The organism is Isoptericola croceus (genome assembly GCF_029382255.1).
Classification (GTDB): domain Bacteria; phylum Actinomycetota; class Actinomycetes; order Actinomycetales; family Cellulomonadaceae; genus Isoptericola; species Isoptericola croceus.
On record NZ_JARLLG010000004.1, the window covers coordinates 215699 to 235118 of the forward strand.

General features: G+C 74.1%; 22 protein-coding genes. 15 read left to right on the forward strand and 7 right to left on the reverse strand.

The window, feature by feature from the left end:
* Positions 1-47: 47 nt before the first annotated feature.
* Together PZC42_RS11595 and PZC42_RS11600 are read left to right on the forward strand one after the other, a co-directional pair.
* Entirely contained in the window at positions 48-506 is a 459-nt protein-coding gene (locus PZC42_RS11595) for a TlpA family protein disulfide reductase (RefSeq protein ID WP_277211200.1), read from the forward strand.
* Positions 503-982 (forward strand): DUF4395 domain-containing protein, encoded by a 480-nt coding sequence (locus PZC42_RS11600; RefSeq protein ID WP_277211203.1) that lies wholly within the window; start codon positions 503-505, stop codon positions 980-982. Before PZC42_RS11595 ends, PZC42_RS11600 begins: the two co-directional genes overlap by 4 nt.
* 3 nt (positions 983-985) lie before the next feature.
* Here the strand turns inward: PZC42_RS11600 and PZC42_RS11605 are convergent, their stop codons facing one another.
* A complete protein-coding gene (locus tag PZC42_RS11605) occupies positions 986-1363 on the reverse strand; it encodes a DsrE family protein (RefSeq protein WP_277211205.1) in 378 nt (125 codons plus the stop codon).
* 154 nt (positions 1364-1517) lie between these two features.
* On the opposite strand from PZC42_RS11605, the gene PZC42_RS11610 reads away from it, so the two are divergent.
* The 8 genes from PZC42_RS11610 (at position 1518) to dtd (ending at position 6981) form a co-directional block, all read left to right on the forward strand.
* Entirely contained in the window at positions 1518-2093 is a 576-nt protein-coding gene (locus PZC42_RS11610; RefSeq protein WP_277211207.1) for a heme-binding beta-barrel domain-containing protein, read from the forward strand.
* Positions 2090-3259 (forward strand): CAF17-like 4Fe-4S cluster assembly/insertion protein YgfZ, encoded by a 1170-nt coding sequence (ygfZ, locus tag PZC42_RS11615; protein WP_277211209.1) that lies wholly within the window; start codon positions 2090-2092, stop codon positions 3257-3259. The genes PZC42_RS11610 and ygfZ overlap by 4 nt, the downstream gene beginning before the upstream one ends.
* Before the next feature lie 7 nt (positions 3260-3266).
* On the forward strand, positions 3267-4400 hold the full coding sequence (locus PZC42_RS11620; protein ID WP_277211211.1) for an FUSC family protein: 1134 nt from the start codon (positions 3267-3269) through the stop codon (positions 4398-4400).
* A gap of 63 nt (positions 4401-4463) precedes the next feature.
* Positions 4464-4748 carry a type II toxin-antitoxin system Phd/YefM family antitoxin gene (locus PZC42_RS11625; RefSeq protein WP_277211213.1) on the forward strand — a complete coding sequence of 95 codons (285 nt, stop codon included), beginning with the start codon at positions 4464-4466 and terminating at the stop codon, positions 4746-4748.
* Positions 4749-4763: 15 nt separating this feature from the next.
* A complete protein-coding gene (locus PZC42_RS11630; protein ID WP_277211215.1) occupies positions 4764-5186 on the forward strand; it encodes a type II toxin-antitoxin system VapC family toxin in 423 nt (140 codons plus the stop codon).
* A 9-nt stretch (positions 5187-5195) separates the two neighbouring features.
* The gene (locus PZC42_RS11635; protein ID WP_277211217.1) at positions 5196-5528 is read left to right on the forward strand and encodes a DUF2516 family protein; all 333 of its coding nucleotides are present in this window, start codon (positions 5196-5198) and stop codon (positions 5526-5528) included.
* On the forward strand, positions 5525-6559 hold the full coding sequence (locus PZC42_RS11640; protein WP_308199836.1) for an asparaginase: 1035 nt from the start codon (positions 5525-5527) through the stop codon (positions 6557-6559). Before PZC42_RS11635 ends, PZC42_RS11640 begins: the two co-directional genes overlap by 4 nt.
* A complete protein-coding gene (gene dtd / locus PZC42_RS11645; RefSeq protein ID WP_277211220.1) occupies positions 6556-6981 on the forward strand; it encodes a D-aminoacyl-tRNA deacylase in 426 nt (141 codons plus the stop codon). Before PZC42_RS11640 ends, dtd begins: the two co-directional genes overlap by 4 nt.
* Before the next feature lie 165 nt (positions 6982-7146).
* Here dtd and PZC42_RS11650 read toward each other — a convergent pair whose 3' ends face one another.
* The gene (locus tag PZC42_RS11650) at positions 7147-7842 is read right to left on the reverse strand and encodes an LPXTG cell wall anchor domain-containing protein (protein WP_277211222.1); all 696 of its coding nucleotides are present in this window, start codon (positions 7840-7842) and stop codon (positions 7147-7149) included.
* Between the two features lie 127 nt (positions 7843-7969).
* Positions 7970-9838: a DUF4012 domain-containing protein gene (locus tag PZC42_RS11655; protein ID WP_277211224.1), complete on the reverse strand. Its 1869-nt coding sequence runs from the start codon at positions 9836-9838 to the stop codon at positions 7970-7972.
* A gap of 152 nt (positions 9839-9990) precedes the next feature.
* Between PZC42_RS11655 and PZC42_RS11660 the strand changes: the two genes are divergently transcribed.
* The 3 genes from PZC42_RS11660 to PZC42_RS11670 are packed head-to-tail and all read left to right on the forward strand — an operon-like array spanning position 9991 to position 12505.
* Complete coding sequence (locus PZC42_RS11660; RefSeq protein ID WP_277211226.1) at positions 9991-10590, forward strand: RNA polymerase sigma factor; 600 nt, start codon at positions 9991-9993, stop codon at positions 10588-10590.
* A gap of 46 nt (positions 10591-10636) precedes the next feature.
* The gene (locus tag PZC42_RS11665) at positions 10637-12010 is read left to right on the forward strand and encodes a hypothetical protein (protein ID WP_277211228.1); all 1374 of its coding nucleotides are present in this window, start codon (positions 10637-10639) and stop codon (positions 12008-12010) included.
* A 51-nt stretch (positions 12011-12061) separates the two neighbouring features.
* A complete protein-coding gene (locus PZC42_RS11670) occupies positions 12062-12505 on the forward strand; it encodes an OsmC family peroxiredoxin (RefSeq protein ID WP_277211230.1) in 444 nt (147 codons plus the stop codon).
* A gap of 62 nt (positions 12506-12567) precedes the next feature.
* Here PZC42_RS11670 and PZC42_RS11675 read toward each other — a convergent pair whose 3' ends face one another.
* Complete coding sequence (locus tag PZC42_RS11675; protein WP_277211232.1) at positions 12568-13683, reverse strand: NAD-dependent epimerase/dehydratase family protein; 1116 nt, start codon at positions 13681-13683, stop codon at positions 12568-12570.
* Positions 13684-13974: 291 nt separating this feature from the next.
* Between PZC42_RS11675 and PZC42_RS11680 the strand changes: the two genes are divergently transcribed.
* Positions 13975-16872: an FAD-binding and (Fe-S)-binding domain-containing protein gene (locus PZC42_RS11680; RefSeq protein WP_277211382.1), complete on the forward strand. Its 2898-nt coding sequence runs from the start codon at positions 13975-13977 to the stop codon at positions 16870-16872.
* Positions 16873-16918: 46 nt separating this feature from the next.
* On the opposite strand, the gene PZC42_RS11685 is transcribed toward PZC42_RS11680, so the two are convergent.
* The gene (locus PZC42_RS11685) at positions 16919-17476 is read right to left on the reverse strand and encodes a YcxB family protein (protein WP_277211234.1); all 558 of its coding nucleotides are present in this window, start codon (positions 17474-17476) and stop codon (positions 16919-16921) included.
* Positions 17477-17549: 73 nt separating this feature from the next.
* On the opposite strand from PZC42_RS11685, the gene PZC42_RS11690 reads away from it, so the two are divergent.
* The gene (locus PZC42_RS11690; protein WP_277211236.1) at positions 17550-18302 is read left to right on the forward strand and encodes a nucleotidyltransferase domain-containing protein; all 753 of its coding nucleotides are present in this window, start codon (positions 17550-17552) and stop codon (positions 18300-18302) included.
* Here PZC42_RS11690 and PZC42_RS11695 read toward each other — a convergent pair.
* Both PZC42_RS11695 and PZC42_RS11700 read right to left on the reverse strand, forming a co-directional pair.
* Positions 18277-18600 (reverse strand): FAD-dependent oxidoreductase, encoded by a 324-nt coding sequence (locus tag PZC42_RS11695; protein ID WP_277211238.1) that lies wholly within the window; start codon positions 18598-18600, stop codon positions 18277-18279. The genes PZC42_RS11690 and PZC42_RS11695 overlap by 26 nt on opposite strands.
* On the reverse strand, positions 18590-19315 hold the full coding sequence (locus PZC42_RS11700) for an FAD-dependent oxidoreductase (RefSeq protein WP_277211240.1): 726 nt from the start codon (positions 19313-19315) through the stop codon (positions 18590-18592). The genes PZC42_RS11695 and PZC42_RS11700 overlap by 11 nt, the downstream gene beginning before the upstream one ends.
* Positions 19316-19420 lie beyond the last annotated feature (105 nt).

Consider the following 19420-nt stretch of genomic DNA (forward strand, 5'->3'; position numbering starts at 1 on the left):
GCAATTGGATCTGTTCCTGTCGAGTATTCTTCAGGAAGGAGGCCCGGATGACCGTGCAGTGGCAGGCGCTCGTCGCGCTCGTCGTGCTGACCGTCGTCGTCGGGCTCGTCCATCGGAGCCGGCAGGGCCGGCTGCGCCTGCACGGCTCCGTGCTCGCTGTGCCGAACGCCTGGGGCGCAGACCTCGCCGCCCTCGGGACCGCCCCCGGCGCGCGGGCGACATTCCTGCAGTTCTCCACCGCGGTGTGCACGCCGTGCCGTGCCACGGCCCGGACGCTCGGAGCGCTCGCCGAGGCCGAGGAGGACGTCGAGCACATCGAGGTCGACGTCGACGAGCACGTCAACCTCGTGCTGCGCGCGGGCGTGCTGCGCGCCCCGACGGTGCTCGTCCTCGACGCCGCGGGGACGGAGGTGGCCCGCGCCTCGGGAGCCATGACACCCGCTCAGGCGCGTGCCGCGCTCGACGCCGTCACATCCGACTCGCTGCCTTCCGGGAGGAACGCATGACCACGACCGACCGCACCGCCGGGGACGGCGCCCGACCAGAGCCTCCGGCGGGCATCGACCCGCGAGGACCTCGCGTCGGCGCCGGGATCACGGCAGCGCTGCTCGCTGTCGTCGTCCTCCTCGGGCCGACCACGGCTGCCCTGGTGCTGCTGGCCGTCGTCGCGCTGAGCTTCCTGCCCGGCGCGCTCCGCGGCACGCACGCGACGTGGCAGGGCTGGCTGTTCCGCAGGTTCGTCCGCCCACGCCTCGCGCCCCCGGAGCACCTGGAGGACCCGCGCCCGCCGCGGTTCGCCCAGCTCGTCGGCCTCCTCGTGACCGGCGCGGGCGTCGCGCTCGGCCTGGCCGGTGTCCTGGCGGCCGTGCCGTGGGCGGCCGGCATCGCGTTCCTCGCGACTGCGCTCAACGCCACCGTCGGCCTCTGCCTCGGGTGCGAGATCTACCTGCTGGGCAGGCGCCTGCAGCGCGCCCGCGCCTGAGCCTCAGTAGACGAGCGCCTGGGCGCCGGGCCGCAGCGACTCCTCGACGAACACCGGGGCGCCCGCGATCCGCACACCCGGCAGCACGTCCTGCGGCCCGATCCCGCGCCGCGCTGCGCACTGGGTGCACAGCGTGACGGTGCCCGCCGCGAGGACCGCCTCGAGCAGGTCGGCGGCGGGCGCCGCGTGCTCCAGCTCGAGCTCGGCGGCCCGGCCGGGCAGCGCGAACCACGCGGACTCACCCGTCAGCCAGAGCGAGACCTCCACGCCTGCCGCCACGGCAGCGGCCGCCACGGTCAGGGCCTGGTTCGTGGCCTCCGCCCGCTCGGTGCCGGCCGTGGTCTTGACGACGAGGGAACGCTGCGGTGTGGTCTCGGTCATAGCGCCGACCTTAGCCGTGGCGCCGCGGTTAGGATCGAGGCATGTCGCTCCACGCACTCGAGATCTTCTTCACCAGCCTCCTGGTCGTCACCGTCGGCGTGATCACCTGGTTCGCGGGCTACGTCGTCTACAAGCTGTTCCACGGTCAGCGCTGATGCCCTTCGCTTTCCCCGAGGGCCTCGCGCCCGAGGTGTACCCGCTCGCCTGGCTCGTCGGCCGGTGGACGGGTGCGGGCGTCATCAAGTACGAGGGCATCGCCGAGACCCCGTTCCGTCAGGAGCTGGTCTTCGACCACGACGGCGGCCCGTACCTGCGCTTCTCCTCGACGCTGCGCGTGCGCTCCGCCGCGGCGGCGGACGGCGAGACGACCGACGAGACCAGCGAGGGCGACGACGCCTTCGACACCGTCTGGTCCACGGAGACGGGCTACTGGCGCATCTCCTCCGACCGGCCTGAGGGGGTGCCGGAGGGCAAGCACGCCCTCGAGGTCCTCGTGACCGACGCGTCGGGCCGCCTCTCGTTGTTCCTCGGCCTCGTGGGTGACGGCCGCGTCGACCTCGCCACCGACTTCGTCGCGCGGACCTCCACCGCTGCCGAGGTCACCGCCGCCAAGCGGCTCTACGGCAACGTCGAGGGCCGCCTGCTGTGGCTCGAGGAGCTGGCCGCCTTCGGTCACCCGATGGGTTCCTACGCCTCCGGCGAGCTCGACCGCGCCGACAGCCCGTCATGACGTACCGCAGCCCGCTCCTGGACCGTGCCGGCGCCGTCGCCGCGACCGGCCCGGACGCCGGCATCGCCTGGCACTACGGCGAGCCCGTCGCCGAGCAGCGCGCGCTTGCCCGCGGCGGCGCCGTCGTCGACCAGTCGCACCTGGGCGTCGTGCGCCTCACCGGGCCGGACCGGCTCTCGTGGCTGCACTCGATCACCTCTCAGGACGTCGAGCACCTCGCGCCGCGGACTTCGACCGAGCTGTTCGTGCTCTCCCCGCAGGGACGGATCGAGCACGCGCTCGGCGTCGTCGACGACGGCACGTCCACCTGGCTGATCACCGAGCGTGACCACGTCGATCCGCTCGTCGCGTGGCTGACCCGCATGCGATTCATGATGCGCGTCGAGATCGACGACGTCACCGACGACTACGCCGCGCTCGGTGAGCCCGTCGCCGCGGAGGGCGCCGAGGGCGAGCCCGTGACGTGGTGGGACAGCTGGCCGCGCGTCGCCGTCGGCGGCACCCGGTACGGCCCGGCGGAGGACCAGCACCCCGGCGCCGACCGGGACTGGCGGCTCGTGCTCGTCCCGCGCACCACGCTCGTCGAGGCCGTCGCCGAGCGGGAGGCCGCCGGGTGGCGTCTGGCCGGCACGTGGGCGACCGAGGCGCTGCGCGTGGAGGCGTGGCGGCCGCGCCTCGCCCGCGAGGTCGACGACCGCACCGTGCCCCACGAGCTGGACTGGCTGCGCACCGCCGTCCACCTGCACAAGGGCTGCTATCGCGGCCAGGAGACCGTCGCGCGCGTGCACAACCTGGGCCGCCCGCCGCGACGCCTCGTCATGCTGCACCTCGACGGGTCGCAGCACGTGGTGCCCGACGCCGGTGCGGAGGTCCGCCGTGACGGTGCGGACGGCAAGGTGGTCGGCACGGTCACCTCGGTGGCCCGCCACCACGAGCTGGGCCCGGTGGCGCTCGCGGTGGTCAAGCGGAGCCTGCCCGACGACGCACCGCTCGTCGTCGTCGGGGCCGTGGGCGTCGGGGCCGACGCCCAGGAGGTCGTCATCGACGCCACCCTCGAGGCGATCGTCCCCGGCGAGGGTGTCTCGGCCGACCGGCCGGAGGGGCGGGGCGAGACGTTGCGCGGGCTGACGCCACGCGGTGGCGACGGGGCCCAGAGCCTGCTGTGATCGTGCGGTGAGAACCCCGGACCCGCGCGAGGCGGGTGCCGCCGCGGGTGCCGCCGTGCGATCCCTGGCTCGCCGGATCCGCCTCCGGCAGGGCTTCTCGCGAGTGCGCTCGGGGTTCTGGCCCGTCGTCCAGGCCTCCCTCGCCGCGGGTGTCGCCTACCTGCTGGCCCGGCTCGTGCTCGGCCACGAGCAGCCGTTCTTCGCCGCCGTGGCAGCCTGGGTGTGCCTGGGCTTCTCCTTCGACCGGGAGCTGCGACGCGTCTCCGAGGTCGCCGTGGGGGTCGCTGTCGGCGTCGGCATCGGTGAGGTCATCGTGGGGCTCATCGGGACCGGCTGGTGGCAGCTCACCGTCGTGCTGCTGGTCTCGGCGCTGCTCGCCCGGTTCATCGACCGGGGGCCGCTGTTGGTCACCCAGGCCGGGGTGCAGGCCATCGTCGTCGTGGGCCTGCCTGCGGCCGTCGCGTTCGACGGGGCGTTCGGCCGATGGACGGATGCCGCCGTCGGCGGGCTCGTGGCGCTGGCCGTCACGCTGCTGCTGCCGAGCGACCCGCTGCGGCGGCTGCGTTCCCTGGCCTACGAGGCCACGACCGAGCTCGCCGAGACGTTGGAGGCCGTCGGGCGCGGGCTGCGGCAGCGGGACATGGAGGACCTCGGTGCGGCGCTCGTCCGCGGCCGGGCCTCGGAGGCGGTCCTGGCCGACTGGCGGGACACCGCCCGCAAGGCGGAGGAGATCGCGCGGGTCGGCGTCAACCGCGGGCAGCGTGGCGACATCCACCAGCTCGCCGGGCAGGCGGTGCTGGTGGACCGGGCCATGCGCAGCGTGCGGCTCCTCGCCCGCCGCGCGCCGACCGTCGTCGGGCCGGACGGGACGTGGCCCGAGGTCGGGGTGCTGGCCGACGAGGTGGAGCGGTTCGCCGGCGGGGTGCGACTGCTGGCCTCCGCCGTCGGCGGGGGTGGGTCCGTCGAGGATGCCCAGGACCTGCTCGTCGACGTCGCCCGTGCGGCGGACCCGCACGCCGTGGGCGTCGGAGACCTGCGCGTCGCGTCGCTGGTGGTGCTGCTGCGCTCGCCCGTGGTGGACGCCCTCGAGGCGAGCGGGCTCGACCCCCAGGCCGCGCGGGAGCACCTGCCCGAGCTCTGACCCCCGGGCGCCGAACGAGGCTGGCCTGTTCGGTCGCCGCCCGGGGGTGTACCGTCGCTGGTCATGGAGGTCTCCGTCAGCGCGCTGCGCGCCGAGCTGAAGTCCTGGATCGAGAAGGCTCGTGACGGCGAGGACGTCGTCATCACCGATCGCGGTGTCCCGGTCGCCCGCCTCACCGGCGTCGGCAGCGCCGACCTGGTCAGCGAGCTCGTCCGTGACGGCCTGCTCACCCCCGCCCAGACCGAGCGTCCCACCCACGCGGTGCCGCCGACGGCGCAGGCGGTGGGTGCGAGCAACGGTACGTCCCGCTCCGGGCTGTCCGGCCTCGTCCGGCGCATCCGCCGCTGAGAGGAACCCGTCCCGATGGCACTCGTCTACTTCGACGCCAGCGCGCTGGTGAAGCTGTGCGTGCCCGAGCAGGGTTCGGACCTGGCGAGCGCCCTGTGGAACAGAGCGGACGTCGTCGTCACCTCGCGTCTCGCCGACATCGAGCTGCGGGCGACCCTCGCGGCCGGTGAGCGTGCCGGCGTGCTCGACCCCGGCTCCCGCCGTCGGGCGCTCGACCGCTGGACCGTGCTGTGGCCCGCCCTGCACGTCGTGGAGGTGACCACGCGGGTGGCCGACGCCGCCGCCGAGCTGACCGCCGGACCTCACCCGCTGCGTGGTGGTGACGCGGTGCATGTGGCCAGCGCGCTCGCCGTCTCGCACGACGACACCCTCGTGGTGGCGTGGGACGAGCACGTCGCCACGGCGGCACGGGACCAGCAGCTCCGCGTCCTCCCGTAACCTGGTCGCGTGATCGGGAACCTCCAGCTCCTCGTGCTCGCCGGCCTGGCGATCGTGGTCTTCGTCGTGCAGGTGTGGGCACTCGTCGACGCCCTGCGCCGGCCGGCGCACGGCTTCAAGGCCGAGGGCAAGCTCAGCAAACCGGCCTGGTTGCTCATCCTCGGCGCCGCCGCCGTGCTCGGCTTCCTCGGGCTTCCCGCGCGTGGCGGCGCGGGCAACGCGGTGGGCTTCCTCAACGTCATCGCGGTGATCGCCGCGATCGTGTACCTCGTGGACGTGCGGCCGAAGCTCCGCGCGTACGGCACCGGCAAGGGCCGCTCGCAGGGCTCGAGCGGTTGGTGAGCGCGCCGATCACCCAGGGCGCCGTCCCGCTCGCCGACGTCGTGCGCGGCGACCTCGTGGAGTCGGTGCACCTGGGCCACCTCGTGGTGCTCGACCCGCGCGGCGCCGTCGTGCACGCCGCGGGAGACCCGGCCGCGGAGATCTGGCCGCGCTCGGCGGTCAAGCCGCTGCAGGCGGTCGCCATGGTCCAGGCCGGCCTCGACCTGCCGCCGCCCCTGCTGGCGCTCGCGGCGGCGAGCCACAACGGCGAGCCGGTGCACCGTGACGGCGTGCGGGCGATCTTGGCCGGTGCCGGTCTGGGCGTCGACGCGCTGCGGAACACCCCGACGTTGCCGATGTACCCGCCCGCGGCCGCGGACTGGCTCCGCGCCGGGCGGGAGGCGGCGTCGATCACGCAGGACTGCTCGGGCAAGCACGCCGCGATGCTGGCGACCTGCCGCATGGCGGGGTGGGACACCGGCGACTACCTCGCGCCGTCCCACCCGCTGCAACGGCAGGTGCGCGCGGTGATCGTGGAGCTCACCGGCACCGACCCGGGGCACGTCACCACCGACGGCTGCGGCGCGCCGCTGTTCGCCACGACGCTGACCGGGCTGGCGCGGTCCTTCGGGCTGCTCGCCGGTGCGGCCGGTCGAGCAGAGCAGGGCCCGACGGCGCGGGTGGCGCGGGCGATGTCCGCGCACCCGGAGATGGTCGCCGGTACCGGGCGCGAGGACACCGCCGCGATGCGGGCCGTGCCGGGTCTGGTGGCGAAGATCGGTGCCGACGGCGTGTGCGCGGCAGGGCTGCCGGGCGGCTCGGCGCTGGCGTTCAAGATCCTGGACGGTGCCGCGCGGCCCCGGCCGGCGGTGCTCGCGGCGGCGCTGCGCCTCGCGGGTGCCCTGGACGTACCCGGCGTCGACGTCGGTGCCCTGGCCGTGCTCGGCGACGTGCCGGTGCTCGGCGGGGGCAGGCCGGTGGGCGAGGTCCGCGCGACGTTCGACGACATGCTCGGCGCGAGGGCCGCCGTCGGGCCCAAGGAGCAGGCATGAGGGCAGTCATCCAGCGGGCGACGCGGGCGAGCGTGACGGTCGACGGCGAGGTGGTCGGCGCGTTCGAGGGACAGGGCCTGGTGGCGCTGGTCGGTGTCACGCACGACGACGGGCCGGCGGACGCCGCGACCGTCGCCCGCAAGATCGCCGACCTGCGGATCCTGCGGGGCGAGAGGTCGGTCGCCGACGAGGGGGCACCCGTGCTGGTGGTCAGCCAGTTCACGTTGTACGGCGACGCTCGCAAGGGGCGGCGGCCCACCTGGCAGGCGGCTGCTCCCGGCCCGGTGGCGGAGCCGCTCGTGGACGCCGTCGTGGCCGACCTGCGCGGGCGGGGGATCGAGGTCTCGACGGGAGTGTTCGGCGCCGACATGGCCGTGGAGCTGGTGAACGACGGTCCCATCACCATGCTGTTGGAGACCTAACAAGCTCGGACTGCACTCCTGACCGGCGCCGACCCGGCAACGGTCGACCCGGAGGTTCACGATGGCGTCGAACGGCTCCCGGCGGCAACCGGGACGCACGACGCCCCCTCCCGGGACCATCGGGAGGGGGCGTCGTGCGCTGGCCGACCGCGGTCGGCCACCTGGCTACTCGGCGTCCGCCGCACTCCGGTGACGGCGCACCAGCGTGACGACCGCCGCGCCGACGGCGAGGAGTCCGGCGGCGACGGCGAGCAGGCCCAGGATCTCAGCACCGGTTCGCGGCAGGAACGACGACTGACCCTGGTCCGGTGGTCCTGCCACCTGGCCCGCCGTCGTCGTCAGATCCTCCGATCCCGGCGGTTCGCAGTTCGGCGCCGACGACGGGTAGGCGACGACGGTCCTGGTCGTCAAGGGGCCGACCTGGAAGACGACCTCCACCGACGGGCGGACCCAGTCCCACTGGTCGCCGACGACCCACTCGCCGTCGACGAGCCTCCACCCCGGCCAGTCGACGGGGTTGCCCGCCCCGTCGACCTCGGCGCCCGGCCAGAGGACCCGTCCGGACAGGGGCTGGTCCGTCAGCACGTGGTCGTCGCCGGTCGGGTTCACGAAGGTGATGGTCACGGCGCCGGGCGTGACACTCTCCGCGACGGCGTCGTACCCCAGGTACGGCACGTCGCCGTCGCAGATCGGCTCGAGGATCTTGAGCGCGAGATTCTCCTTCGGATCGTCCGGGTACTCGACCGCGCTCGGGTCGTCCTCCGTGTCCGCCGCGGCGAGCGCCCCACCGCCGAGGACGACGACGGCGCTCAGCCCGAGGGCCATGACTGCGCGTCGTCGCGCACGTGATGCCGAAGTCATCGGTCCGTCCCCTTTGTCTCGCCGTCCGCCGCTGGCGCGGCCACCGCCTGGTGCGACTTTCACGCTAGCCACGACGGGGCACCGCGGGTACGCCTGGTCCGGGTGAAAGCGGGCGGAGCCCCGATATTCACCCGCAGGACGGCACGTCGAACAGGCGCAGGCCGGACGCGCCCACCGTCGGCGTGGACCACACCTCGAGACGGCCGGGCGCACCGGCACCCTCACCGCGGGCGGCCGCCGCCGAGGAGGGCACAGAGACCTCGACCGTCGTCGTCCGACCGGGGCGCAACGTCACCGCGATCGCGGTGTTCTCCCGCTCGTGCACGGTCAGGCTCGATCCTCCGATCGGGGTGCCCTCCTGCCGCAGGGTGGGGGCGCCGCCACCCTGCACTCCCGCTGCCGTGAGGTTGACCGCGATGTCACCGCGGCGCGGGTCGTCCTCGGGACCGGCGACGTAGAAGGGCAGGTCGCGGGCCGTGGCGCGGTCGAGCTGGTTGCTGAGGGTGACCTCGACGGTGTCGACGCGGCCGTCACCGGAGCACACGGACGCGGTGAGGTCCAGCTCCACCTCCAGGTAGGCGGTCATCTTCCCGGCCCGTGTGTCATCGAGGAAGACGCCGACGGCGTCCGCGGCACGCTCCGCGCCGAACGTCCCGGCGACCAGCGTGCCGGTCAGCAGCTCCTGCTCGGCGGGCACGGTCGAGAACGCCAGGAAGCGACGCTGCTCCGCCGCCCGCTCGAAAGCGGGCACGACGGTCGAGATCTCCACGTCGTTCGTGGTCAGACCGGTGAACGTCGCCGCCGCGACGGCCGCGAAGAACTGGTCGGCCACCTCGGGCTCCATGGAGCGGTAGGCGCGGCGCAGCAGGAGGTCCACGACGTTCTCCGCCCGGACCTCCACGCTGTCGCTCCCCACCGCCTCGGCCACGTCCTTCGGCAGGGGAACCTGCACGGGACCGATCGCCTCGAGCACGAACGACAGCGCCACGGGGTCTGTGGCGATCACCCCGTCGACCTGCTCGCCCTGGGACCTGGCCCACATCTCGGCGGCGATGCTGCCCGTCGTGGGGAACTCGGGTGTGGCCGTCACGTCCTGCACGAACCGACCGAGCCGTACGGAGTAGGCCTCCTCGTCCTGGGGGTCGAGCGGTACCACGCTCTCGTCGAACGACCCCACGTCGCCGCTGGACGCCTGCCTCTCGATCGTCACCTTCCCGCCGTCGATGGTCAGCAGGGTGAGGGAGCCCGCGATGCCGCCGCCGGTGCGCAGCTCGGCGTTGTTCATGCCGAGCAGCAGGTAGCGCCGCGGTTCGGCGGCACCCAGCATCGGCGGCAGGAGCGACGTGGCCCGCTCGGCCGTCGCCGTGAGCCCGGCAAGGTCACCGAGCCGGGCGTCGAGCGTCGCCAGGGGGTCCACGAGCCCGGGGCGGATGCGGGTCGGATCGATCGCGTCCAGGTCGGCCCGGGCCTCGTCGAGGACAGCCCGCGCGGTCGATACCTGGCCTGCCACCTCGGCCAGCGGCGACAGGTCGATCCCGCCGCCGTCCGTGCGGGTGGTCGCTCTCGCGGCGTCCACGGTCGCCGCGAGAGCGGGCAGGACCTCGGCAGCGAGGTCGTCGAGTGCGGCGGCGACGGACTGGACGGCGTCCACCGACGGCCCGATCGCGGGCAGGTTCGCCGCTAGATCCCAGAGCACCCCGTCCGTGGCGTCGTGCGCGGCCGCGGTCTGCTCCTGCAGCGCGACCAGCTCGGGAGCATCCGCCAGCGATCGTGCGGAGCCCGCGAAGAGGTCCTCGCGCAGAGCCTGCTCGACGGCCGGGATCTGCGCGGCGGCCTCCTCCAGCGCGCCACGAGCCGTCAGCGCGTCGCGGATCATCAGCACCGCGGCCACCGCCGCGGCGACGACGAGCACCAGCATCGACAGCAGCACCCAGCGCACGACGTGGCGCCTCGGGCGCGCTGCCGGCGCTGCGACGGCGCCCGGCTCTGCGGTCATGACCGCAGAGTACGTGGTGGGCTGTCCGTGAGGTCAGCGCGTCGCGGGGTGAAACAGTTCCTGGCCTGGTGCAAGGCTGGGCACACTCGTGACACAGAGCGGATAGCCGGCGCAGGGCCGGCGTGCGACCGACGACGACCGCAGGAGGCCCCGTGACCCCCGACGTGGCGATCGAGCACGACGACGCCTGGTTCGACGCGCTGTTCGCCGCGCACTCGGTCGCCGTCCACCGCTACTTCCTGCGCCGGCTCCGCGCCGGGGACGGGTCGCGGGACGAGGCCGAGGACCTCGCCGCCGAGGTGCTGGCCACCGCCTGGCGCCGTCGGACGGACGTGCCGCACGGAGCGGAGCTGCCGTGGCTCTACCGGACCGCCGGCTACGTGCTCGCCAACCACCGGCGCAAGCACCGCGCGCTGCCGGTGGCCGCCGTGCCGGACGAGCCGGACGACGTCGACCCGGCGACGCTCGCTGTCGCCGACGACCGGGTGCGGCGGGCCCTGACCCGGTTGTCTCCGCGTGACCGGCGCATCCTGCTCCTCGTCGCCTGGGACGGTCTGGGTGGAGCAGACCTCGCCGAGGTTCTCGGCGTGTCGCGGGGCGGGGCGGACGCCGCGCTCTCCCGCGCGCGGGCCCGGCTGAGTGCCGCCTGGGCGGAGTCCGACGACGACGGCGTCGAGACCGCCGAGCCCGGCGCGGGGCGAGGGCCGCACCCTGCCGCGGACGCGGACGGGACGCAAGGAAGCAGCCGGTGAGGACACATTCAGGGTGTCAGAGCGAGCGCGCCCCCAGGAGGTCGTGATGAACACCGAGGACGACGCCTACGAGCGGCTTGCCGCCGCGGACCCCGCCACCGACGCGGAGCCGCGCGCCAGTGTGCTCCGGGCCAAGATCGACGCACTGGCCGACGAGCCTGCGCAGGACCCGCCGTCGGACGGCGACGAGCTGGCCGCCAGGCGGGAGCGCCGCCGCGCTCCGTGGCTGGTGGCGGCCGGGATCGCCGGCGCCGTGGCGCTCTCCGGGGGTGGGTATGCGTTGGGCGTCACCGCCGCCGCCGGCGGGGCGCAGGTCGCCGCGGACCGGGCCGGGAGCGAGGCGTTGCCGCCCATCACGCTCGGCGGGGGGCGCGACATGGCGGAGTCCGGCGCGGACGCCGCGGCCGGGGCCATGGCCGACGAGTCGGCGGACGGCTCCGGCTCCGCCGACATCTCCCTGCCGGGCTGGTTCGAGGGGCGCGCCGTCTTCAGCGCGAGCGGGCTGTCGGACGAGGCCGGCGTCGCCACCGCCTACGCGTACGACGCCCGGGAGTCGGCCACCGAGGCGGGTGCCGCCCGGCTGGCCGAGGCGCTCGGCGTCTCGGGCGAGCCTCGCTGGGAGTGGGGTTCATGGCAGGTCGGGCCGCGCGACGGCAGCGGTGCGAGCATCTGGCTCTCCGCGGACGGCACCGCCTATTTCAGCTACAACGACCCCGCCGCCGACCCGTGGCGCTGCGAGGAGGAGCTGGCCGGGATCCCGGAGCAGGACGACGCGAACGGCGAGGACGGCCTCGTCGAGCCCACGTTCTGCGAGGAGCCGGCAGCCGCGCAGATCACCCGGCAGGACGCGATCGACGAGGTGCGCGACCTCATGGAGCGCGTCGGCGTCGACCCGGCCGGCTTCGAGCTCGACGCGCCCGACGACGCGAGCGAGGGTGCGGTGTGGGTGTCGGCCGAGCAGGTGGTGGACGGTCAGCGGACCGGGTCGTCCTGGAGCGCGACGGTGTCCGACGACGGCGTCGCATGGCTCGACGGGTTCCTCGCCCAGACGGTGTCGCTCGGCGAGTACCCGGTCGTGAGCCCCGCAGAGGCCGTCGAACGGCTCGGCGACCCGCGCTTCGGAGGGTCCTCGTGGCCGGTGCTCTACTCGGCGGAGGCGGATCAGATGCTGGAAGCGCGGTACGCCGAGGAGGAGCAGAGCGAGCCGACGGCGCCGCCCGCTCCGCCGTCGTCGGGCGACGACCTGCCGTGGCCCGTGTCCGAGGTGACCATCACCGAGGCCCGGCTGGGGCTCACCCAGCACCACGACGACGGCGGGTCCGTCCTGCTGCTGCCCGCCTACGAGCTGAGCGACGCCGCGGGGAACACGTGGTCCGTGCTCGCGGTGGCGGAGGGCGTGCTCGACACGACCTCGCCGTGAGCCCGGGGTACGGTCGGGGCGTCCCTGCTGTACCCCGCGAAGGAGCTCACCATGTCCACTCGTACCGCACGCACCGCCTGGAACGGCACCCTGCAGGAGGGGTCGGGCCAGGTCGAGCTGTCCAGCTCCGGTACCGGCACGTTCGACGTCTCGTGGCCGCGCCGCACGGCCGAGGGCGCCGAGGGCGTCACCAGCCCCGAGGAGCTGATCGCCGCGGCGCACACCTCCTGCTTCTCGATGGCGTTCTCGGGCGAGCTCGGCAAGGCCGGCGCGACGCCCGAGCAGGTCGAGGTGTCCGCCGACGTCACGCTGACCCCGGACCCGGCCGGTGGGGTCCGGATCTCCAAGATCGCGCTGAGCGTGCGCGGGTACGCCGCCGGCACCGACGAGGCCGGCTTCCGGAAGGCCGCCGAGGCGGCAAAGGTGGGCTGCCCGGTCTCGAAGGCGCTCGCGGGCGTGGACGAGATCACGCTCGACGTCACCTACGAGGGCTGACCCGGAGCGGAGTGCAGGGTCAGCCTGACCGGGAGAGCGAGGGCTGACCCTGCCTGCCGGGGCTACTTCGCGAGCGGCGGGGTGTCGGCGTGGGCGCCGTCCAGCACCCCGCCGAGCACCTCGAGGAGCACCTCGCCCTGGGACCGGGTCGGCTGCCAGTGCAGCACGTCCCGGGCACGCGAGGAGTCCATGACGATGTTCGCGGCAGCCATGTCGAGCCACCCCACGTCGATCGGCACGAGCCGAGCCTTGGAGGCGATGGCCAGCCCGCGGCGCACCAGGCCGAGCGGCAGCTCGACGAGCCGACCGTCGGCGAGCAGGTCGGCCAGGTCCTGTCCGGTCAGCGCCCCGTCCGGTGCCAGGTTGAAGGCGCCGGGATGGCGTCCGACGACGGCGGCCCGGACGGCGCTCGCGGTGTCGTCCGGGTGCAGCACCTGCAGCCGGACGCCTCGCGGGAACGGCACGAGGGGGAACAGCGACGGGTCGGTAGGCGTGGGTGGGGTGTCGCTCTGCCAGCCACGGACCAGCCCGCCGACCGCACGGCCCAGGGGGCCAGCCGCGATCTTGAGACCGAGGCGCCCGACGGGCCCGAGGAAGTACCGCCCGATCTCGGCGCCCGCCTCGCGCTGCAGCATGATCGCCGGACGCATCCGCGTCACGGTGAGCCACGGCTCTGCCCCCACCACCTCGTCGAGCATCCGCTCGACCTCGGCCTTGCCGAGGGCGTACGGCGAGCCGGGCACACCGCCCGCCGGCCAGTCCTCGCCGACCGCGTGACCGTCGGCGGGACCGGGGGAGTACACCCCGGACGCCGACATGAAGAGCAGGTGCGGCACCCGGTGGCGCACGACGGCGTCGACGACGGCGCGGGTCCCGTCGACGTTGACGTGGTGCAGCACGTCGGGCTTGTGCGCCGGCTGGATGGCCCAGACCAGCTGGATGACGACGTCGGCCCCCGCGAGTGCCACGTCGAGCCGCTGCGCGACGGTGGCATCGTCCGCGAGGTCGGCGCGTGCCCACTCCACGGCGTCGTGGGGCGGGCCGACGGTGCTGGTCCCGTCCGCCCGCGGGACCCTGCGAGCGACCCCCAGGACGGAGGTCACCACCGGTTCGGCGACGAGGGCCCGCAGGATGGAGGTCCCGACGTTCCCGGTGGCTCCGATCACGACGACTCGCATGACCTGACGCTATCGGCGCCCGGCGCGGAGTGCTCGACGGGCCGGATGCGGACCGCGACGCGCCCCGCTACGGCGGACGATCCGGTGCTCGGAGCACACCGGTGGCACAATCGCCCCGTGTCTGCCCAGTCGACGACCACACCCTCCGGCCACCACCACTCCCCGGACGCCGTGCCCTCCGCGGAGGATGCGCAGGTGGCGGCGCTCGCCGCGCAGCGGGAGGCCGAGCGTGCGGCGCAGCTCGCGGCGGCCGAGGCGCGCGAGGCCGTCGCGACGGCACTGCGCACCGTCATGACCGGCACCGTCGACACCACCACACGCCGCCGCGCCGAGTACTCCACGGACGCCTCGAACTACCGGGTGGTCCCCGACCTCGTGGCGTTCCCCACCTCGACCGACGACGTGCTCGCGGCGCTCGAGGTGCTGCGCGAGCTCGGCGTCCCGGTCACCGCACGGGGAGCCGGGACGTCGGTGGCGGGCAACTCCGTGGGGCCGGGAGTGGTGCTCGACTTCGCGCAGCACCTGCACGCGATCGGCGCCGTCGACCCCGAGGCCCGGACCGCCGTCGTCGAGCCGGGCGTGGTGATGTCCTCGCTGCAGCGCGCGGCCGCGCCGCACCGGCTGCGCTTCGGCCCGGACCCTTCGACGCAGAACCGCGCCACCCTCGGCGGCATGATCGGCAACAACGCCTGCGGACCGCACGCCGTGGCCTACGGCCGCACGGCCGACAACGTGGTGTCCCTGGACGTCGTGGACGGTCGTGGGCGACGTTTCACCGCGAGCCTCGGCGACCCGACCTTCGCCGCGGTCCCCGGGCTGGCGGAGCTGGTCCGCGAGAACCTGGCGCTCATCCGCACCGAGTTCGGGCGGTTCGGCCGGCAGGTGTCCGGCTACTCGCTGGAGCACCTGCTGCCCGAGAACGGGTCGAACCTGGCCAGGATGCTCGTCGGCACGGAGGGCACCCTCGTCACCGTGCTCGGCGCGACGCTCGACCTGGTGCCGGTGCCGAACGCGCCCACGCTGGTGGTGCTCGGCTACCCCGACATGCCCGCGGCCGCCGACGACGTGCCGGTGCTGCTGCGCCACGACCCGCTCGCGATCGAGGGGCTCGACGCGCGGCTCGTCGACGTCGTCCGGCGCGCCAACGGCCCCGACGCCGTGCCCGAGCTGCCCGAGGGTGCCGGCTGGCTGATGATCGAGGTGGGCGGGACCTCGCCGGGAGAGGCCCGCGAGGTCGCCGAGATGATCGTCGACGCGTCCGCCGCGATCGACGCGGCGATCCTGCCGGCCGGGCCCGACGCGACCAAGATGTGGCAGATCCGGGCCGACGGCGCGGGGCTGGCGGGGCGGACCCCCGCCGGGGAGCAGGCGTGGCCCGGCTGGGAGGACTCCGCCGTCCCGCCCGAGAAGCTCGGTGCCTACCTGCGCGACCTGGACGCCCTCATGGCGCGCTACGGCGTCGACGGTCTGCCGTACGGACACTTCGGCGACGGGTGCATGCACCTGCGCATCGACATCCCGCTCGAGACGTCGGGGTCGGTGCTGCGCACCTTCCTGACCGAGGCGGCGGAGCTCGTGGCGAAGTACGGCGGGTCGCTGTCCGGGGAGCACGGCGACGGCCGGGCGCGGTCGGAGCTGCTGCCCGTCATGTACTCGCCGGAGGCCATCGCGCTCCTGGAGCAGGTCAAGGCGCTGTTCGACCCCGACGACCTGCTCAACCCCGGCGTCGTCGTCCGGCCTGCCGCCGTGGACGCCGACCTGCGGCGGCCGGCCGCCCAGTCCGTGCCGTCGACCTCGCCGGTCGGGGCGCGGGGGCTGCTCGGCTCCGGGACGTTGCGGGGCACGGCGAAGAAGTCCGGCTACGCCGGCTTCAGCTTCTCCCACGACCACCACGACCTGACGACGGCGGTGCACCGGTGCGTGGGCGTCGGCAAGTGCCGTGCGGACACGAGCGCGGCGGGCGGGTTCATGTGCCCGTCCTACCTGGCGACGAAGGACGAGAAGGACGTCACCCGTGGCCGCGCGCGCGTGCTGCAGGAGGCGGTCAACGGGTCGCTCGTCGGTGGGCTGACGGCGCCCGAGGTGCACGAGTCGCTCGACCTGTGCCTGAGCTGCAAGGCGTGCTCCTCGGACTGCCCGGCCGGCGTCGACATGGCCCAGTACAAGTCGGAGGTGCTGCACCGCACGTATCGCGGGAAGCTCCGCCCGATGGACCACTACGCACTGGGCTGGCTGCCCCGGTGGGCGCGGCTCGCGGGCCTCGCGCCGCGGTTGATCAACAGGGTGCTGTCCGTGGACTGGGTGCGCCGGGCCGTCCTCTGGGGCGGTGGCATGGACTCGCGTCGCGAGGTTCCGCGCTTCGCCGAGATGCCGTTCCGCACCTGGTGGCGCCGCGGGTACGCGACGCACGGCGTACCGGGCGTGGCGCACGGCACGCTCCCCGGCCGGCCGGTGTCCTCCCAGCGGCCGAAGGTCGTGCTGTGGACCGACTCGTTCAGCGACTCCCTGTCCCCGTCCGTGCCCCAGGCCGCGGTGAAGGTGCTCAGCGCGGCGGGGTATGACGTCGTCGTCCCGGACAAGCAGGCCTGCTGCGGGCTGACGTGGATCTCCACGGGTCAGCTCGACGGTGCGCGGCGCCGGCTGAGCGACCTGCTGAAGGTGCTCGGGCCGTACGCGGTCAACGGGATCCCGATCCTCGGGCTGGAGCCCTCGTGCACGGCGGTGCTGCGCTCGGACCTGCTGGACCTGTTCCCCGACGACCCGCGGGCCACGGCCGTCGCCGGGGCGACGAAGACGCTCGCCGAGCTGCTGACGGACCCTGCCACGGCCCCCGCCGAGGACTCGGGCTGGGAGCTGCCGGACCTCAGCGACGTCACCGCCGTCGTGCAGCCGCACTGCCACCAGCACTCGGTGATGGGCTTCGGCGCCGACCGGTCGCTGCTGGCCGACGCCGGGGCGACCGTCACCGAGCTGGCCGGCTGCTGCGGGCTCGCCGGGAACTTCGGCATGCAGAAGGGTCACTACGACGTGTCGGTCGCCGTGGCGGAGAACGCGCTGCTGCCCGCCCTGCGTGCACAGGGCGAGGGGGAGGAGTTCATTGCCGACGGGTTCTCGTGTCGCACCCAGGCGGTGCAGCTCGAGGGAGTCGAGGGCAAGGCGCTCGTGGAGGTCCTCGCCGAGCGGCTCTGAGCGTCCGGTCAGGCCGAAGGCGTCCGGCCTGCGCCGACGCCAGGTCTCACGACGGGAGGCGTGCCGGTCGCGAGCCGCGGTCGGCGATCAGCGTCCGAACGGTCGTGCGCTGGTCAGGGGGCAGCACGCGCAGGGGAATGGGGACGGCGAGCGCGCGCCGACCTCGCCCGGTGAACAGCACGACGAGCTGGTCGTGATCCCGCACCCGGCGCACCTCCTGCCAGGGGATCGTCACCGTCTTGCGCGGCGTCGTGCTGGTGACGGCGACGCCGTCGATGCGCAGAGTCTCCGTCGATCGGAGCGAGGGCTGCAGCTGCCACATGAGCGCGCCGATGAAGTGTGGCAGTGCAGCGACGAAGGCCAGGTAGGCCACCACCAAGGATGCGGGCAGCAGGACGATCAGATTGATGACCGTTTCGTCCTCGGTAGTGGTCGTGAGCGGCACGGTCGCCACGACGGCGAGAAGCATCACGATCCCCGCGACGACAGCAAGGACGCGGCCTCGCCAGGGGACCATGGTGGCGTACAGCTCCCGGGTGTCCCGGAGCGTGGGTGTCCAGATGATCTCCACCCAGGGGTCGTCCCCGTCTCCGTGGCTCGGCATGTGCGCATCCTCCCATCAGGCGGACCGCGCTGTTGGATGCCTCGGGCAACGAGGGGGCTCTAGGCTCGTGGTCATGTTCACCCCCGAGACCAGAAGCGCCGTTCGCGAAAGCCTGGTCGCACGAGCACGTCACGACCCGTGTGTCGCGGGGGCCGCGCTCGTCGGGTCCGCGGCCACCGGTCGAGAGGACTCCTGGTCCGACATCGATCTTGCGCTCCAGGTCTCGAGGGGACACGATCCCGCACACGTCGCCGCGGACTGGACGACCTGGCTGTGTTCTGAGGCAGAGGTTGCGGATACGCTCGACGTCGTCGCGGGAGGGACGCTCTTCCGCGTCTTCCTGCTGGCCGACTCGCTCCAGATCGACCTCTCGTTCTGGCGCTTCGACACGTTCCGGGCCACGCAGGACGGATTCACGGTGCTCTTCGGAGCGCCGAACGAGCCCTCCACGCCTCGGCCGTTCGACGCCGCCCACCACATCGGGATGGGATGGCTCTATGCGCTGCACGCCCGCTCGGCGCTGGCGCGCGGCAAGCTCTGGCAGACCTTGATGATGCTCGACGGTATCCGCGACCAGATCGTCATGCTCGCCTGCGAGCGGTACGGGCTGGATCCTCACCACGGCCGCGACGTCGACCTGCTGCCAGCAGGGGAGCTCACCGCTCTGGGCGCTGCACGAGCCACCACGCTCGACCCCGCCGAGCTGCATCGTTCGAAGGCCGCGATGATCACGCTTCTCCGTGCGGAGGTGGTGCGCCACGACGCGACGCTCGCTCAACGACTCGCTCCGCCCTTGAGCATCATCGGGGCGGCGTCCATCCCATGACGGAGTCTGCCCCGCGGGTGATCGACCCTGCGGGCACGAGCCGCATCAGGCGGTTGCGCAAGCCTTGCCATCGCGGCCCGAGGTGGGCGCCGAACCGTCCGGAGAGCACCGACGCGCGGCCGATCGCCCGGCAGCGGGGCCGCCGCTCGGCGTCGAAGGCCCGCAGCGCCGCGCCCAACGGCTCGCCGGCCGCCACGGGCCGGCCGACCAGCAGCCCCACGCACAGCCCGTCCTCGAGCGCCGTCGCCGCGCCCTGCCCCATGGTCGGCAGGGTGACGTGGGCGGCGTCACCCACCATGACGACCCGCCCTGACACGTACCGGCCCAGGCCGCCGGGCAGGTAGTACACGTCGTGACGCAGGACCGCGGCGGGAGGCGTGCGGTCCCCAGTACTGGCGCAGGCCGGGCTCGTCGACCGGGCCGGGCGCGATCGCCCGCCAGCTCGAGTAGCCGGAGTACACCGGGACGTGGGCGGGAAACAGGGCGGATCGCACCGCACTGCGCGCGCCGTCGGCTCCCACGAGCAGGTCCGCCTCCCATCGGCGCTCCCCGTCGACGACGGCGGCCCGCGCGCCGCCCGTCTCGCCGGGCTCCACGGTGGTCACGCGCGTTCCGGTCACCAGCTCGACGCCCTCGGATCGGGCGCGGTCCAGCAGGGCGGCGTGTACCCGGGCGCGGTGCACGCCGAGGACCGTCGTCGCGCGGCGGGCCTTCGGCTCGTCCCCGATCTTCAGGATCGGGCGGCCGTGCAGGTCCCACGTGCCCGCCGCCCAGGTCTCGTGACCGAGGCGGGCGACGTCGTCGTCGTCGAACCCGAGGCCCCGGAACGCGGCCACCGCGTTGCGCGTCATGGCGAACCCGGCTCCGATCTCGGCGAGCTCCGGAGCCTGTTCGACGACGGTCGTGCGCCAGCCTTGCTGCGTCAGCGCGATCGCTGAGGCGAGACCGGCGATCCCGCCGCCGACCACGATCGCCGAGTGCTCCATCTGGTCCTCCCGCGCAGTGCCCGCCACGTCTCGTGGTCACAGCATGGCAAACCGGGCCCGTGCCGGCGTGGCTGGGTCTCACGGAGTCTCAGGACGTCGTCCGCCGGCGCCGCATGGTCCGCTGCTTCGCCG